Raw genomic sequence first — 16,181 nt, 5'->3', positions numbered from 1 at the left:
CATAAGCAATGAACTCGGTCGAGTGACGGTATACCAATCAACAATCCTAGAACACACGTTCCACGATCGGAAACCAACCCAGACACTGAACAACCCCACGATCCAATCCGCCTGATTGAATGTGGATTCTGCGCTTTTCGAGATCCAGATCGGGCTTTGCTCTACCCATTCAAAGCCCAATCGATATCGTTCGGTTACTATAGGAACTCCATCCACAAATAACCGGCCGCCTAAAGCGTGTCGCTGCGTGTTAAGCTAGTATCGCTCCACCGAGCCAATACCTTACCTACGGAGCGTTCCTACAGCAAGCGACCCTCCAGGTTTCTTTAATCCTACCCCTCTCCGATCAAACGGACTAATGATGCACGCAATGCCAATCATGCTGGGAGTTTTGGCCGCGATGGCAGTGGCTTATCGGTATTACAGCGCGTTTCTCGCCGCTCGTGTCGCCTCCTTGGATGAAAGTCGAGCCACTCCCGCCCAACGCCTCGATGATGGTCAAAATTACCATCCGACCAATCGATGGATCCTTTTCGGCCATCACTTCGCAGCTATATCCGGCGCAGGCCCTCTCATCGGCCCCGTTCTAGCCATTCAATTTGGTTATATGCCCGGACTGATTTGGTTGATTGTGGGAGTCTGCTTGGCAGGCGCAGTCCAGGACTTTTTGGTGCTGGCGGCGAGCGTCCGGCACGATGGAAAAAGTTTGGCAGAAATTGCTCGTTCGATCCTCGGCCCCACTGTTGGCTGGCTGGCATCCCTGGCAATCCTCTTCATCGTGATCATCGCCCTTTCCGGTCTGGGGGTGGTCGTCGTCAAAGCACTTGGGGGGGAACAAGTCAATTTGCTGGCAGGGGCCAAGATCGAATACTCGGGAGAACTCGCCACCTCGCCATCCCCCGCCGGAACCATGCTGGAAATCCCTGAAGGTTCGAAGGTCATCTATCCTCGAGGCGAATCCACCCGGAGCGAACGATTCACAATCCGTGTCCCCGAAAAGGAACTGGCCGCCGCTACCGCACAGCCCGGCTCGATTCTGATCCCTGCCAAGTCGGTCGAACTGATCAAAGGCAGTTCCTGGGGTACCTTCACCATTTTTTGCACAATCCCAATCGCCCTCTTTGTCGGCCTCTATATGTACCGCTTTCGACGCGGACATATCGTCGAAGCTTCGTTGATCGGAGCGATCGGAGTGCTCGGTGCTACAGTTGCAGGGAACTGGATTCCCGGCTCCTGGTTGGAACCCTACTTCTCCCTATCCCGCGAAGGAATCACCCTGTCGATCTGCCTCTATGGATTCATCGCTTCGGTCCTCCCGGTCTGGCTCCTCCTCTGTCCACGTGACTATCTATCGAGCTTTCTCAAGATTGGTACGATCGGTGTCTTGATCGGTGGGATCTTGATCGCTAACCCCAGACTCGAAGCACCCGCTTGGAATGAATACTACGCAGGCGGAGGAGGACCTTATTTCTCCGGCGCCGTCTTCCCGTTTGTATTCATCTGCATCATGTGCGGTGCGATCTCTGGATTCCACGCGTTGGTCTCTTCGGGCACGACCCCGAAAATGGTGTCTAACGAAAAAGACATTCGCTTGATCGGCTACGGGTCGATGCTGATGGAAGGTCTCGTGGCTGTGTGCGCTCTTATCGCTGCGGCTTCCCTCCCAGCAGGGGACTACTGGGCGATCAATATCGATTTGAGCAAGATCGAGAAACATGCGGAGATCCTTCAAAAGATGAATGCGGACACCGACCACTTGCAGGAACTAGAACGGCAGGTCGGGGGCGAAACACTCCGCGGACGAACCGGAGGGGCGGTCACCCTCGCGGTCGGTATGTCCAAAATCATGACCGACTCCATGCAACGCTTCTCTAGCTCCTTTTCGATGGATGGAGTGGTCAAGTATTGGTTTCACTTCGCAATCATGTTCGAAGCGTTGTTCATCCTGACAACCATCGATACCGGGACGCGAATAGCAAGATTCCTTCTGCAAGAGATCCTTGGAAAGCTACATCCGCAGTTTGCGAAGATGGATTGGATGCCCGGCGTCTTGATCAGCACTGCACTCGTCACGTTGGGATGGGGCTCCCTGATTTGGAGCAGCTCGATCGATACGATCTGGCCTATGTTCGGTATCGCCAATCAACTCCTCGCGGGTATAGCCCTATGCGTCGTAACCGCGTGGATGTTCCAGTCGGGACGGGGCAAGTGGTGGTGGACCACCGTTATCCCTCTTTGCTTCATCGCACTGACTACCCTCACGGCGAGCGCTCAAATGATCACCGGGAATTTCCTCCCCATGTTCAGCAATGGGCTCCGAGCGGGTGTTTATGGCGATACCTTGCGAGGTGGACTTTGTACCGCGGCCATCCTCTTTTTGATCATCTGCTTTGTGGTCATCGTGATCGCGACCATCAATCGCTGCGTCGAGTTCTCCAACCGTCCCAAAAAGGAAGCAACGTGAGCGGCCCTGACTCTTCTATTCGCGATCAAGGCCGACACGGTGTGGTGGCGGTCATTCAAGAAGAATCGCGACTGCTGGTGATCCGACGCTCGGCATTGGTTCGGGCTCCCAACCTCCTCTGCTTCCCAGGAGGAGGGATCGAGCCCGGGGAATCGATCGCCGAAGCAATGCGGCGAGAGATGCTCGAGGAACTACAGCTTCCCATTCACATCGAACGACACCTTTGGTCGTCGGTTACACGCTGGGGCACCCACCTGGAATGGCTGCTCTGCCATCGCGCCGAACAATCCGAACCGGTCCCAAATCCCGACGAAGTCTCCGAGGTGATGTGGCTAACCCAAAACGAGATCTTGGTCCGCGACGACCTTCTCGGTAGCCTTCCTGACTTCTTTCAAGCGCTCGAGAACAAACAATTCGAGCTTTGATCCAGTCCGACGAAATGGGATGATACAAGGGTGCAGAGGCATCTCATGGTGCGCCGTGTCACCGTCAAGCGGCATGGAGCGGTCCGGAGCGTTCCGGACGGGATGCTCCTACCTTTAGACTCGTCGTACCTCTAACGCCCAAAGCCGTTCCCTGTTGCTGAAGTCGATGCGACCTAGCCCTCGTTTCACCAAGGGGCTCTCACACGACCAGTTGATTGAGTGCCTTGCCACCCGTATTGCCACTTATCAAGATCGGCAACTTTGCTTATCCGAAAACTTCGAAAGCGCCCGAGATCACGCTCGACGACAAAGGACACCGGCACCACCGGTTCCCCCAGATCAGAAAGATAACGAGCTAATTCGTTCGAACTCTGCATGACGCGATAATTCGGGTTATTCTCAAACTCAAAGACCACCACCGGATCCTGGTGTGACTGCAAATACTTCTCATCGATCGCCCACTTCATGTTGAATGTCTCGATCGATTCCCTCGAAATGAGAGGGCTAGCGAAAATCAATAGCAAGAAAGCCTGGTAGGCGAAGCATGCGGAGAGGAAAAAGCCAACCTTTCGAGCTCTGGGATGGATCGCCTTGGAAACCATCCAAGCCAAAAGAAGAGCAGCCGGTACACCGAGAAGGCACAAAAGAGGACGTACCTCTGAGAATATAACGATCAATTCTAATATCATCTTACTGTTTCCCACGGACGTTTGGGATCAGCTTGTTGAAGCAAGCCGAAGCAAAGGATTATTATCCCTAAAAAGGGAGGACGTCTTCATAACTTCCCATCCTCAATGGAATAGGTCAAGCATTTTGCGACGAAGAGACTATCAAAACGAAAAACGTTTCACCCTACTTGAGCGTATCTCTCGCGAACGACGACGAGCACGAAGAATTTCCACGAAGAACCATCGCAGAGAATCATCCCGTCGCATCATCGTCGCTCCGATTTTTTCGCGTTGTGTCGATCGCTCGACACAGCAGCGAGAAGCTTTCCTAGCCAGAGCGGCTCGTTTCGTTCTCCGCAACGCGATAATGCATCGGCGGGGACGCAAGGGTCAATTCCAAGTCGCCGCGTGGGGGTGACTTGGGTGAATCGCTTTGTTCGTTGAATGGATTGCGGAAGTGTGATTCGTGGGATGTACCAACTTGTGCGACTTTATTCCAAACGCCATCGCCCACTTGTTCGATCAACATTACCTCTCGAAAGGTGCATGTGAATGGAGCAATGTTCGCCGAAATGTCTCGAATGATTGGGTCCGTACAAGTTCCGTTTCGTGGATGGATGATCGTAACGTGAGGAGTATGTTTTCGCGGTTCCCCTTGCATAAGAGCGGAGCGGAATTGGTGAAATTCTTCGAGCCCCTCGCGGACAGGGAGGAAGACAAAGTCCTTATCTCTGACAGGGGCATCAAACCCAAGAGTGATTTCGAAAGGACAAAGGGACACCAATCTCGCTTGAAACGCGTCCCAATCGGTGACCTCGTCTTCGCGACAAAGCGTAACGTGCGCGGGAATGAGGCGGGCTTGCAATGGGTTATGTCGGATGCGCAGCGACTCAATGTGCAATAGATTCGGCAGGTAAAGACTGGCTTGGCGGCGATACATGAATCCGATCCTGACAAGGTTTGGCGACCCATCTTCGACGAACGATAGCAGTCGTCAAGCCAGCAGCAATCCTTCTGCCCACTCGCGTCCCGGCCCCTTCCCGCGACCTCCCCCCCAAAAGGTGGGTGCCTCGAATGGCACTGTAATCGATTTGCGTAAGTCGTTTCATTCAAATCGGTTATCGCCTTTATAGAGTCGCTTTTGGAGTTGTTTTCTGGGTTCGGTCATCAGCGCGTATTGGTCGCGGCGTCGCTTTACAACTCGCGGTTCAATCCGCCCCGGACGGTTGCCAACCTTACAGTTCGCAATCCGCTCAAGGAGAAATCTGGCGTAACGCTCAAGTTGCTTGCCGCGAAGATGAGCCGTCACCTCCTGCCAACTCGCTAAGCAGGTGTTCAAAACTACTTCTGCAATTCGAAGGACAGTCAAGTGCTAGCAAACCGCTTTGCGGTCTTCTTGGGCAATGATGCAATTGCTCCAAATACTCGTAATAATGATCAGGTACGCCCAGCCTCTCCACCTACTTACGAGGTGCACTATGGGACGATATGCGACCAAATTCGCGACGGTTACGCAGGATGATCGTGAATGGCTTAGAGGACAATGGAAGAACGGCGAAACTCATACGACGCGGTGTCGTGCTCACGCGATTATCCTTAGCGCACAGCATTTGAGCACCGTAGAAATCAGTCTGATTTTGGCGGTAACATACGAGACGATTAGCAGTTGGTTAGATCGTTGGGAAGAATTGGGACGGGATGGAATACTGGATGCGGATAGACCGGGAAGGCCTCCCATTCTGGACCAAAAGGATCTCGATGCAGTTCGGAAGATCGTTCAAGAGCATCCGCCGGAACCAAGCGTGATTCTCAATGAAGCATTGAAAGAAACCGACAAGGCATTCAGCCGTTCGACCCTTCGCAGGGCCATCAAGAAAATGGGCTTTCGTTGGAAACGTCTCCGGCTTTCCCTCAAAAAGCAAAGAGATTCTAAGGCATTCCAGAAGGCGTCACAGCACCTGAAAGCATTGATTGAATCCGATGAGGTCAACGTTGTTTACCTAGATGAAGCACACTTCTCGGCTTCAGGTGTGGTGAGCTATGCGTGGCAGCAGAAGGGGCAACGATTGTTAATTCCCATAAGCGGTAGAACTCGAAAGGGCATGCAAGTAATCGGATTCCAATCGTCGAAGGGACGAGTTCGAACGTATGTGCAACGTTCGAATATTTGTGGGAAGACAATTGTTGCCGCGATCAATGACTATCTGAAAACCATTCGCCGCAAAACAGTTCTCGTTCTTGACAATGCAAGCCCGCATACTTGCAATGAGGTCAAATCTCATCTTGACGATTGGTCACGGAAGGGATTAATCCTTTATCATCTTCCTGCCTACAGTCCAGAATTGAACGCGATTGAGCATCTTTGGAATAAAGTGAAGCATCAGATGCTTCCACGAACCGCTTGGGAGTCGATTGAGACGCTCGGGAAATGCCTATTGGAATCGCTCAAAAGACTTGGAGTCGTTCGGGAGTTCGAACCAATGCCATCACTTTGATGGAAGTAGTTTTGAGCACCTGCTTAGGATGTACTGGCTAGCACAGACGAAGCTGATCTCTCGCGGCCGCTTTCCAGAGAGCGAAGCGGCAGAGCAAATCGTTGTTCGAATCAAGTTGTAGGCAAGAAGCGTCGTCCATAACTCTCGCCTGACCATCTCGGGCGATAAGCATCTCACAAAGTTTAAATTCATAAACGTCTTGATAGAACGGATGTCAAGTTCTGCATTCCAACGAAAGCTAAACAGATCGGATATCTCCTCATAGCTAACACCCTGGTCACCCTTGTGCTCTAGCAATGTTGTCACAATGATAAACGGGCCTGATTTACGGCCCGGAGCTTCGACCGTATATCGCAACTCCCGTAGTTCGATCACGAGCGGTAAGGATTGGTACATCTCGTGGCTCATCCAGGCCGGACGAGCGGGACGATACCACTGAATCAAGTGATCTTGTTTACCCAATCGCTTTCCAGTTCGAAAATCTGTGTGTCCCTTCTTCCTGCGAAAACAAACATGAACGTTCAATTTCATGAACATCGCGATCAACCAGTAGTTACAAAAGAAGCGGTCAGCAATCACGATATCTCCCGCTGAAAAACCTTTGAGCAACCGACGCAGAAGACTGGTTTCGCCCGTTTCTTTTCCGCTGAAGGGACCGACCGTTGCATCAAGCAAACAACCTGTGGCCAACGACATCACAGCCAAGACACGAGCAATAGGAAAACCAATCCCTGGCTTTTGGGCAGTATGCTGCGGATACTCTTTCTGGTTCTTTCGCGTATCGGGCATTTTGAAAGTAAATCCATCAATAAGCTTGGCATGCATAGACTTCCAGAGCCATTTGGACTCCACCTTGGCTTCCGCTTCAGAGGCAACACCAAGGCATAGTTCTTTCAAAGCGTCCTCGGGAAGCTTTGCTCTTGCGCGACAGTAGTTCCCCGTATCGGCCCCGGGTGCTGACTTCCCGTGAAGAGTAAAGAATGCCGTAATACGAGCGACGGCGGACTGGCAAGCGGCTTCTTTCCCATCACGCATAATTTGCGACATGAACGCCCACAAGACAATTGCGGTGGAATAGATCCCATTCATCGTGCAACCGTGCTTGCGAAAAACATTTCTGATGTGCTGCTCGCAAAGAATCGATGCAAACGGCAGTCCGGGTTGCAGCAGGAAAGCCTTGATGGAATCTCCAAAGCTGAAATTGGCTTGAGATCGCCTTGGTGGTATAGAGACCAAAACAAAACCCTCCTTGGTTTATGTTTAGGCAACTTAACCAAGGAGGGACGATCAAAATCATAGCCAAGAAAATGGGTTCATAGCCAGAACAATCTTCAAGGCGAGCGAGATTCTAAAGAAAATTCCCGCTCTGTCGCTAGGGGGAACTGCGCGATCATTGGAGATTACAGTGCCATTCGTGGGTGCGACCTATCGAATGGGAGTCACCAACTACCCCCCAAAAGGTGGGTGCCTCTTATTGGATGGTCATGCCTCTTATTGCTCATGCTCTCGATCGTAGTCGAAGAAGGTGGGTGTTATGCGATCTCTTGTCGAAGAAGGTGGGTGTGATGAGATCTATGAACCTGGGTGGCGATTGCCATTCGTGGGTGCCTCTTATTTACCCCTCTCCAAAAAGTTCACCTATTTGGTTGCATCCCCTCCCTCAATCCCATAAGGTGATGGGATCTACACCCCGAACTTCTTGGAGAGATCCACCATGTCCAGCACGCTCCGCTGTGAGCAGTTCGTCAGCGACGAAATTTGCCTTGTTCATTGCTACCATCGCTGTGTCCGTCGTGCCTTTCTTACTGGCTTCGATCAGCTCACCCAGAAAGACTACACCCACCGCAGAGAATGGATTCGCCAGCGCCTGGAGTCCCTGGCCTCTGTCTTCGGTATCGACGTTCTCCAATATGCCGTCCTATCCAATCACCTCCATGTCATCCTCCGCAATCGCCCCGATGTCGTGAAGACTTGGTCCGACGTAGAAGTCGCCACCCGCTGGCTAAGACTCTTTCCAGGCACCCGAATCCTCGATGTCTTGGCCGAGCCCAACGAGGAGGATGTCCGAAGCGCTGTAGCCAATCCCGAGAAGATCCAAGAGTATCGCAGCCGACTCTCCGATATCTCTTGGTTCATGCGTTCTCTCGCAGAAGTCATCGCCAGGCGAGCCAATGCAGAAGATGAATGCAGTGGCTGCTTCTGGGATGGCCGATTCAAAGCGAAGCGGCTACTCGATGAAGCGGGTTTGCTGGCCTGCGCCATGTATGTGGATCTCAATGTCTTGCGCGCGAACCTGGCCGCAACAATCGAACTCTCGATGCACACGTCGGTATTCGATCGAATCGAGGCTGCCAAGGGAGCGATGATCGAATCCTCGGCTCTGGATCGTATTCCCTTGTCCCGGGAGGAATCGATCGCGAGGAGGACCAAGATGACGCTCGAGGAGCAGAAGAAGGCTCGTAAGCAGACTGGCCCCCGTCCACTGGTCCCCCGAGACGCCTGGTTGGCCCCTTTGACGCTCGCCCCCGAAGTGGACGCGTTTGATCCGCAGGCCAGCACCAATGGTCTGCGCGCCAGCAACCGAGGGTTCTTGACGATGAACCTGGAGGACTATGTGAAGTTGTTGCAATGGACAGCTAAGCAGCAGGATCATCCGCCAGGGAGCGTGTGTCCGGTTCCTGAATCCTTAGAGCCCTTGTTTACCGGCTTGGGAGTGGAACCGAGCATGTGGTGCGACTTGGTGTGGAACTACACCAAGTACTTTGGGACAAGCCGTTGTAGTGGGAATCCCAAGGCGATGATCGCCGACGCGGAGCGGACCCACAAACGCTGGAGTCGCGGCCAGCGCCAAGCTGCCGCTTGCTTCGCCTAGCGGGCATCGCAGCAACTGGCAAGGAGCAAGTGGCACCTCTAGCTCCGGTTCCCCACCTTAGAGCCTGAGCCAGAACGTCCGCTCTCCAGTCTCCCGCTCTCCCATCTCCCTCTCTTCGCCCTCCTGCATTCTCGGGTCCGGTTCGCCGCTGCGCCCATCCGAGCCCAACCCCTCCGAATTCCAGCCCCCCAGGCCACTTCCGCCCCCACTTCCATTTCAAAGCCCATGCTCCCCCCTCCGTCCAAAAGATGGGTGCCTGCTATCAAAAGGTGGGTGCCTGCTATTTGATGAGTGGGTGCCTCGGATTTGGTGGTCCCCCCTCCGTCCCCTCCAAAAGATGGGTGCCTGCTTTCGGGAACGCTCCAAAAGATGGGTGCCTGCTTTCGGGAACGTTTCGTTGCGTCTTGGCGCCTTTGCGAGAAAACTCCCGCCCCCCAAAAGGTGGGTGCATCCTATTGAGGTGTTCTATTGAGGTGTTTTCACCAAGCTTCAGCCATTCACACAAAAGGGAACTTTCGCGAAGCGATACTCAAGGACGTCAACGGGCACGTTGGCTTTGCTACAACACGCAGGCGATTTCGACTGCCATCGCGCTGTTCGCAATCTCATGCATGGGAAACTGGCAAATTCCTTAACATTCCGTACTCCCGCCGCGCATCCTGGGCATCGAGGTATTCGATCCGGAGTTCGTGATCCGCAATCCCCGCACCCGCTGTGTCGATCGCAATGGACGCCATGTTCCAACGCCGATCGAACGGCGATTCTCGCAGCGATACCGACTGAATCTTCTCTTGGAACCCAATGGAGGTCTTCTGGAGTAACAAACCACCACGAAGCAAAAAGAACTTGCCCCTTCGCGCAAACTTCCGGCTCCTCGCTCGCTGCCGCGCGAGCATCGTTCCCGTCACCAAGAATACTGCAGCAATCGATCCCCCCCAGGCCATCCATCGCCAATCGAGGAACCATGCAATCACCCCGACGACAGCCAGCAGTAGTGCTGTCGTGATCCAAATGGCTCGGATCATCCGCCAACCTGCATTACGAGCGAGCGGCACCCAATCGATTGCGGACAAGTCCCAACTCAGCTCAGGATCGATGGATCGCAATACTCGGTTCAAATCGGAGTCATTCAAAATGGGGACAAACCACCTCCGGCCAATGGTCTGCGAAGCGTCCTCCGCATCACTTCCCATCCCTCCCCCTGAGGTCTCGAGTCGAATCGAAGCGAGTCCGCAAATGCGCGCAATCCAACCTCGGTGCACCGAAATGACTTGAATGCGACGCCTTGGAACCGTCGCAGAAACTCGTGTCAAAAGGCCGCACTGAACATGTAGCTCATCTCCCCGACTCGTCAGTCTATAACCCGAAAACTTCAAAACGTACCACGCCATCCCGAAGAGTCGAAAAAGGAGCAAGAGAAGCAACAGAACGATCACCAGCAATACAGCGCTTCGCCAGAAACCGATCCCAAAACCAAGCGACTCGGATTGCTGTACGGCGCTGGACCATAAATCCCGAATGCGATTCCGCCAGTACGCTCTCTGCTCCGAGCTCACTTTGCCCGTCCACCAGTCTCCTGAAAACGAATTGGATTGAATTAAGTAGCCGATCAAAACAGCAGCCAAAACCTGCCCGCGATTGCTCAGTAGTCCGGCCTGAAGCAAAACTCGCAACGGGAGCTCCAGGACCAACATCTCGGAGGGCAAAGCGGGAGTCAAACGAACGGATTCGTCAGCTTGAGGGAGAGAGGCATTCTTTTCTTCAAAACTTCCATCGACGTTGGAAACGGCGGATGGAGCACCACTTGCTTTCCTGTATGGCTCTGCGTGGGTTAACAACCTTTCGCGCAGCCGATCGATCTCCTCCAAACCGAGGACCCTCATGACCGCTTCTGGCTCGCTCCCCGAAGCCGTTTCGATTTTCACTTCGGCAACATGGAACAATCGATGGAAAAGATTTTGGACCGAGTCAATATTCTGAATTCGGTCGACCGGAATGGATCGATGGGTACGAAATAATATTCCGTAATCAATTTGCAGTTCGCTGTCTGTCAGCGTGTACCGGTAAGTGAAGTAGCGAGCAATCGAAAAGCCGATTGCGATCGCAAAGATCGTACATCCGACATACAAACCGATCATCCCACCGGTCGCAACAGAAAAACCCGCAAACAGAGCAGGAACTAGATTCTCTCGGATTCGGCTTCCAACATCGAACAGGAGCGAAAGAGGATGGAGCGATCGCCTCTCTGAAGATTCCATCGCCGAATTAGCTTGGTTCATGTGTGGGTCCCAATCGATTGGGTTTCACGGTGGTTTTCACAGTGGGTTCCACAGAAGATTCCACCGTGGGTTCCAAAGGCGCAGAAGGCACGCTGGACTCGATCGCCTGGGGTGCGTTCGAGGGTTCGCTCGGGCATTCGTGCGAAACCGGTTGAGGGTTGGGTATCACCGATTGTGGAACTTCTGCGACGATCGATGGGATCTCCCGCCGAGGCAATAGCGAAGACCGGAGCGACTCCGCCTGATGCAACGGCAAACCTTCAACGCTGATCGAGTACTCGTGAGTACCAGCTGTGTTGATAACCAAGGTCGCCATTTCAAAGCGGCGCAGGATGGGGCCTTGTACGACGTCCGTGTGTTGGATCCGCTCTCTTGGGACGAATATATGGTGCCACCAGACATAACCACGTTTCAGCTCAAAACCCCCGTCCGTTTCGCGCCAACGGGTCGTGCGATGCTTCCACAACGGATCGAACCAGAAGAGAATTCCGAGTCCTGCAAGACAAAGACCGATTCCCAATCCGCATAGCAAGGACTTCCTGCCCATACCGTCCAAGACCAGAAACGCAATCAATAACCAACTGATCAATCCAGCCGCCACGAGCACCGCCCAAACCATGGCGCCAACCATCCGTTCCGCCACCACAATGTTGGCATCCAGGGTTTGATAGTCTACTTCGATCGTTCGTTCACATTCGTCGTTTCGCATGGCTTGATTGGCTCAGTTCGCATCCCAAAGAGGCGGAAATTCTCGCGTGCTTCGGGAATCGAATTTTAATCCCTTTTTGATCGCTTCCCCTACCGCGGACGCTTCCATGCGGTCATTGGAATAGATGACCGCGAGGGTTTGACCAGGCGTGACGACCGTGCCGAGGGGTGTCAGCCATCGAATTCCAACTCCTGGCTTGACCACATCTTCCTTTTTCGCTCTTCCTCCTCCCAAATCGATCATCCCATAGCCGATTGCAAGGCAATCCATTTCCGTCAAAACTCCTCGCATCGAAGGGGATGCAAGGACCGGATTCTCTTTCTCCAGCGGAGCCATACGTTTCCAATCCCCTCCTTGCGCTACAACCATCTGTTCGAATTTCGCGAACGCTTCACCCGACTCCAGCAAACCGGTCAGCCGATGCCTCTGAATTGCCAAATCACACGAGGGATTGAGACAAGTCAGCAGTCGTGCCGATAGCTCGATCGAGAGACTTCGAACCGAAGAACTCCCCCTGCCTTGCAACACTTCGATAGCCTCCAGCACCTCGCATGCGTTTCCAATCATTTCCCCCAAAGGTTGGGTCATGTCTGAAAGAAGTGCAAACGTCTTGACCCCAGCCAACTCGCCAATCCTCTGCAACTTCGACTTCAATACGCGAGCCTGCGATGCATCGCGCTGAAAACTTCCGCTCCCGAACTTAACGTCGAGCACAAGACCGTGGAGAGACTCGGCGATCTTCTTTGACATGATGCTCGCCGTAATCAATGGAATGGACGGAACAGTCGCGGTCACATCGCGAAGAGCATAAAGTTTGCGGTCTGCTGGAACGAGACGATCCGTTGCACCGGTGATCGTGCACCCAACATTCTCAAGCTGTTTGGCAATCTCGTTTTCATTGAGATCGGTTCGATATCCCGGTATTGCCTCAAGCTTATCAAGCGTTCCTCCGGTGATACCCAAACCGCGTCCGCTGACCATCGGGACATGGAATCCCAAACAGGCTAGCATGGGCGCTATGATCAATGAAGTCTTATCCCCCAATCCTCCCGTGGAGTGCTTGTCCACTCGAGGGGTCGAGCCAATCGGTGCAAGCGTATCTCCCGACGCCACCATTGCCATGGTGAGATCGATGATTTCTCGGTCGGTCATTCCTCGTAGATAAATCGCCATAGCTAGGGCCGCCATCTGGTACTCAGGCAAATCTCCCTTCGCGTACGCGACGATCACATCCCGAATTTCCTCGGTGGACAACTCGTGACCATCTCGCTTTTTGGCGATCAATTTAGCTGGGATCATATTGCTGGGCTCCGTCGTCGCACTCTGGTGAGGAAACGAAGATAGAAAAACCGAATGATCGAACGGAAGAGTGGAAACATCGAGATGAAGGCAATCGCCCGAGCAGGCAGATCCCCCACGCGTTGCCAAAGCCCCCAACGCGCATCCGGGATAGGCTCTGCCAAGATGGTACCTTCCTCGAAACGTTTGAGCGAACGAACGATGCGTCCACTGCCATCGATCCACGCGGAAATTCCAGAGTTCGCGGCAACCAGCATCGGCCTGCGAGTCTCCACCGCACACCCGATCGCGTTATTTAAATGGTGATCCAACAAGCTAGAGCCGCGAAACCAAGCGTCGTTGGTGATATTGACTAGGAGATCCGGAGTTTGTCCTTGCCTGCTTAATTCCAATACTTGCCGATGTACCAACTGGGGCACGACGTCTTCAAAGCAGACACTCGGAGCCAAAATGGCCCCCGAGGGAAGACTCCATGCAACAAAGCGATCGCCCGAGTCCAATGCCCCAAGCCCAAAGGATGCCATTAACCCGGGGAACCAATCGGCGAAAGGAATATACTCACCAAACATGACCAAATGACGTTTGCTGTAATATTCCACCTTGGGGGTAGCGTCGGTCGCCATCGGCGGTTGGATCCACAAGGCCGCGTTGTACCGCCGCAACCGTTGGTCCGACAACCGAAGAACCCCTGACCCGACGAGGTAGGTTATTGGGAAAGGAGCGTCCGGGGTCAATCGAGCCCACTTCTCACGCAATCGACGTTCGATCACGGAGACCAGCTCTGCAGGTTCGTTCGGCCACTCGGGAGGAAAGTCGCTTGCACCATCCCAGTCAAACCACCCTGGCAATGGAACGCCATCGTCGAACGCACTCTCTGGCCATAAGACTGCGTCGATGCGTTGCTCCCGTTCGTCCGATACCGATCGTCTTGATTGTCTCGCGTATTCCGACCAAGAGACCCGCAATCCTTCAGGGTCCGATTCGAACATCGTCGGCATATTTCCTTGCACTAGCAGTACCCGCCCGAGCGGCTTGATTGGCTCATGCTCTGCTAAAAAACGTTCATAACGAAGGAAATTGACGATCGACCCTGCAACCCACACCAAACACACGGTTGCAGCAACGGCTGCACCAAAACGTTCCCACTTGGAACTCGATGGCCGATCCTCGCAATTTCGCTCGAGGAACTTCGCGAGAAAAAAACAAATCGATGCACCGGATAGCATCACAAAAAAGCTTACGCCAAACATGCCGAAGTGGGCTGCGATGTCGAGCATGGGTGGCCACGGAGTTTGCGAATGGCCGAGCATGCAAGCGGAAAAACCAGTCGCTACGTAGGAACGGATCAGCTCCAAGCCCGTCCAACTCACTGCGCACGCGATCGGAAAGGGTACGCAAAAAGTCATTCGCAGCGAGCGTCCAATCACCATGTATGCAGGTAGATAAATGGCGACGTACAAACTCAACGCAATCCACCCACCATAAAGAGGCCAATAGGCCAATCGAATGCCCTGCAGCAATCCCAACCATAACAAGCATCCCACTCCATAGACGCCGAACAAAGTCGAACGTTTCCAACTGCAAGGAGCGTAGATGGCTGCCGCGAAAAAGAATGCAGCCAGGAAACCTGCCCATGGTTGCTTTAGCGGAGGGAGGCCTAACCAATAGAAGCCAGCACCGAGTCCCATCAAAACGATGGGAAGCCAAGGAGGCGGCTGCTGCGACGTTGACTCCTTACAAGGGTTGCTCATGAGAGCCTTCCTGGCGGGGACGAATAATAAGTGTGAGCGATTCCATTAAGCAATTTCGTCCCACTCTTTGGGTAGATGAGAAAGGACACGATGCCCGTCCTTTGTGACGAGAATATCGTCTTCGATACGTACTCCGAGCACCCCCGGTAAATAGATACCCGGCTCGACCGTCACGACCATGTTCGGTTCCAACGGCCGATCTTGCCCGCGAGCCAACCTCACGGTTTCGTGGATCTGCAATCCGAATCCATGCCCAAGCGAGTGCGTGAACCTCTTTCCAAACCCCGCTTGCTCGATCACCCCACGGGCAATTGCATCGATCTCGCTCATCAATACTCCAGGTCGGATCGCATGGATAGCCGCCATCTGCGCATGCAATACCGTCTGATAAACTTTTTGGAGCTTGGAGCTAGGTTTGCCTGTCAGAATGACACGTGTGATGTCGCTTAAATAGAGATCTTCTTTGGCCCCCCAATCTACGAGTACGAAGGGGTCCTCGGAAATGGTTTTGGAGGAGGGGCGGCCGTGCGGCAATGCTGCTCGCGGTCCCACCCCCACGATGGATTTGAAGGCGCTCGTTGTTCCGCCGAGTTGGCGGATATTGGTTTCGAGAGTATCGGCTACTTTCTTCTCCGTCCAATCATCGGCGAGCATCGACCGCATCGCGAGGAACGCTCTTTCGGCGATTTGGATCGCTCGCTCGATCGCAGCAAGCTCCACATCATCTTTGCATTCTCGCAATCGTTCTACGATCCCGTTACAAGGCGTCAGGGACTGCGCCCCCATTTGCTGGCTCAGTCTCTCCCATTGCGCGTAACTGGTCATGCCGGTTTCTACGTGGAGGGCATGCACTTTCTTCTTTCCCAGCCATCTGGGGATCGCATCGACCAAAAGCTCGGTCGGTTTCCGGATTTCCAACGCCAAGTCGGGGCATTCTTCACCGATCTGTTCCTCGTAACGAGCGTCGCTCCAAACCGTCAGCGTCTCTCCTTCGACATACAAGAAACTGTCCTCGCCGGTGAAGCCCGTTAGGTAAGTCACATTGAACGGGGAGGTGATCAGCAGCCGCTCGATCGATTGATGACGAAGTTCCCGGAAAAGCCGTTGCTGTCGAATGCGAAGATGAGGGGCCATAGATCGTGGACTTTAGGGTAAAGAAAAAGGGTACCATGTTCTACCGCATGACGATCCCCGAGCCAATGCCGCAAGGCCGCTTGGA

General features: G+C 53.6%; 12 protein-coding genes. 4 read left to right on the top strand and 8 right to left on the bottom strand.

Annotation, left to right across the window (positions count from 1 at the left end; all coding sequences use genetic code 11):
• The first annotated feature begins 358 nt into the window (after positions 1-358).
• Positions 359-2,464 carry a carbon starvation protein A gene (locus VN12_RS16850; RefSeq protein ID WP_146677928.1) on the top strand — a complete coding sequence of 702 codons (2,106 nt, stop codon included), beginning with the start codon at positions 359-361 and terminating at the stop codon, positions 2,462-2,464.
• Positions 2,461-2,889, top strand: a complete 429-nt coding sequence (locus VN12_RS16845; protein ID WP_146677927.1) for an NUDIX hydrolase — start codon at positions 2,461-2,463, stop codon at positions 2,887-2,889. The genes VN12_RS16850 and VN12_RS16845 overlap by 4 nt, the downstream gene beginning before the upstream one ends.
• 185 nt (positions 2,890-3,074) lie before the next feature.
• On the opposite strand, the gene VN12_RS16840 is transcribed toward VN12_RS16845, so the two are convergent.
• On the bottom strand, positions 3,075-3,356 hold the full coding sequence (locus VN12_RS16840; protein WP_146677926.1) for a hypothetical protein: 282 nt from the start codon (positions 3,354-3,356) through the stop codon (positions 3,075-3,077).
• A gap of 529 nt (positions 3,357-3,885) precedes the next feature.
• Positions 3,886-4,497, bottom strand: a complete 612-nt coding sequence (locus VN12_RS16835) for a 2'-5' RNA ligase family protein (protein ID WP_146677925.1) — start codon at positions 4,495-4,497, stop codon at positions 3,886-3,888.
• 538 nt (positions 4,498-5,035) lie between these two features.
• On the opposite strand from VN12_RS16835, the gene VN12_RS16830 reads away from it, so the two are divergent.
• Positions 5,036-6,052 carry an IS630 family transposase gene (locus VN12_RS16830; protein WP_168164471.1) on the top strand — a complete coding sequence of 339 codons (1,017 nt, stop codon included), beginning with the start codon at positions 5,036-5,038 and terminating at the stop codon, positions 6,050-6,052.
• Here the strand turns inward: VN12_RS16830 and VN12_RS16825 are convergent.
• Positions 6,044-7,288: an IS4 family transposase gene (locus VN12_RS16825; RefSeq protein WP_146677923.1), complete on the bottom strand. Its 1,245-nt coding sequence runs from the start codon at positions 7,286-7,288 to the stop codon at positions 6,044-6,046. The genes VN12_RS16830 and VN12_RS16825 overlap by 9 nt on opposite strands.
• Positions 7,289-7,766: 478 nt before the next feature.
• On the opposite strand from VN12_RS16825, the gene VN12_RS16820 reads away from it, so the two are divergent.
• Positions 7,767-8,924: a hypothetical protein gene (locus tag VN12_RS16820; protein ID WP_146677922.1), complete on the top strand. Its 1,158-nt coding sequence runs from the start codon at positions 7,767-7,769 to the stop codon at positions 8,922-8,924.
• A gap of 605 nt (positions 8,925-9,529) precedes the next feature.
• Here VN12_RS16820 and VN12_RS16815 read toward each other — a convergent pair.
• Genes VN12_RS16815 through VN12_RS16795 form a run of 5 tightly spaced genes read right to left on the bottom strand, consistent with a single transcriptional unit; the run spans position 9,530 to position 16,096 of the window.
• Positions 9,530-11,203, bottom strand: a complete 1,674-nt coding sequence (locus VN12_RS16815) for a PH domain-containing protein (RefSeq protein WP_146677921.1) — start codon at positions 11,201-11,203, stop codon at positions 9,530-9,532.
• Positions 11,190-11,912, bottom strand: coding sequence for a PH domain-containing protein (locus VN12_RS16810; RefSeq protein ID WP_146677920.1), 723 nt, complete (start codon positions 11,910-11,912; stop codon positions 11,190-11,192). The genes VN12_RS16815 and VN12_RS16810 overlap by 14 nt, the downstream gene beginning before the upstream one ends.
• A 12-nt stretch (positions 11,913-11,924) precedes the next feature.
• A complete protein-coding gene (locus VN12_RS16805) occupies positions 11,925-13,211 on the bottom strand; it encodes a thymidine phosphorylase (RefSeq protein ID WP_146677919.1) in 1,287 nt (428 codons plus the stop codon).
• Positions 13,208-14,962 carry an apolipoprotein N-acyltransferase gene (gene lnt, locus VN12_RS16800; RefSeq protein WP_146677918.1) on the bottom strand — a complete coding sequence of 585 codons (1,755 nt, stop codon included), beginning with the start codon at positions 14,960-14,962 and terminating at the stop codon, positions 13,208-13,210. The genes VN12_RS16805 and lnt overlap by 4 nt, the downstream gene beginning before the upstream one ends.
• Positions 14,963-15,007: 45 nt before the next feature.
• The gene (locus VN12_RS16795; RefSeq protein ID WP_146677917.1) at positions 15,008-16,096 is read right to left on the bottom strand and encodes a M24 family metallopeptidase; all 1,089 of its coding nucleotides are present in this window, start codon (positions 16,094-16,096) and stop codon (positions 15,008-15,010) included.
• Positions 16,097-16,181: the final 85 nt, after the last annotated feature.

The sequence above is a fragment of the Pirellula sp. SH-Sr6A genome, assembly GCF_001610875.1.
Taxonomy (GTDB): domain Bacteria; phylum Planctomycetota; class Planctomycetia; order Pirellulales; family Pirellulaceae; genus JBKCUI01.
Note: the sequence above shows the minus strand (reverse complement) of the source record. Positions and strands in the feature narration are given on the sequence as shown.

Excerpts from the sequence above, each read along its gene's own strand:
- VN12_RS16850 (WP_146677928.1), top strand. The coding sequence starts at position 359 with ATGATGCACGCAATGCCAATCATGCTGGGAGTTTTGGCCGCGATGGCA.
- VN12_RS16840 (WP_146677926.1), bottom strand. The coding sequence starts at position 3,356 with ATGAAGTGGGCGATCGATGAGAAGTATTTGCAGTCACACCAGGATCCG.
- VN12_RS16835 (WP_146677925.1), bottom strand. The coding sequence starts at position 4,497 with ATGTATCGCCGCCAAGCCAGTCTTTACCTGCCGAATCTATTGCACATT.
- VN12_RS16830 (WP_168164471.1), top strand. The coding sequence starts at position 5,036 with ATGGGACGATATGCGACCAAATTCGCGACGGTTACGCAGGATGATCGT.
- VN12_RS16820 (WP_146677922.1), top strand. The coding sequence starts at position 7,767 with ATGTCCAGCACGCTCCGCTGTGAGCAGTTCGTCAGCGACGAAATTTGC.
- VN12_RS16815 (WP_146677921.1), bottom strand. The coding sequence starts at position 11,203 with ATGAACCAAGCTAATTCGGCGATGGAATCTTCAGAGAGGCGATCGCTC.
- VN12_RS16810 (WP_146677920.1), bottom strand. The coding sequence starts at position 11,912 with ATGCGAAACGACGAATGTGAACGAACGATCGAAGTAGACTATCAAACC.
- VN12_RS16805 (WP_146677919.1), bottom strand. The coding sequence starts at position 13,211 with ATGATCCCAGCTAAATTGATCGCCAAAAAGCGAGATGGTCACGAGTTG.
- lnt (WP_146677918.1), bottom strand. The coding sequence starts at position 14,962 with ATGAGCAACCCTTGTAAGGAGTCAACGTCGCAGCAGCCGCCTCCTTGG.
- VN12_RS16795 (WP_146677917.1), bottom strand. The coding sequence starts at position 16,096 with ATGGCCCCTCATCTTCGCATTCGACAGCAACGGCTTTTCCGGGAACTT.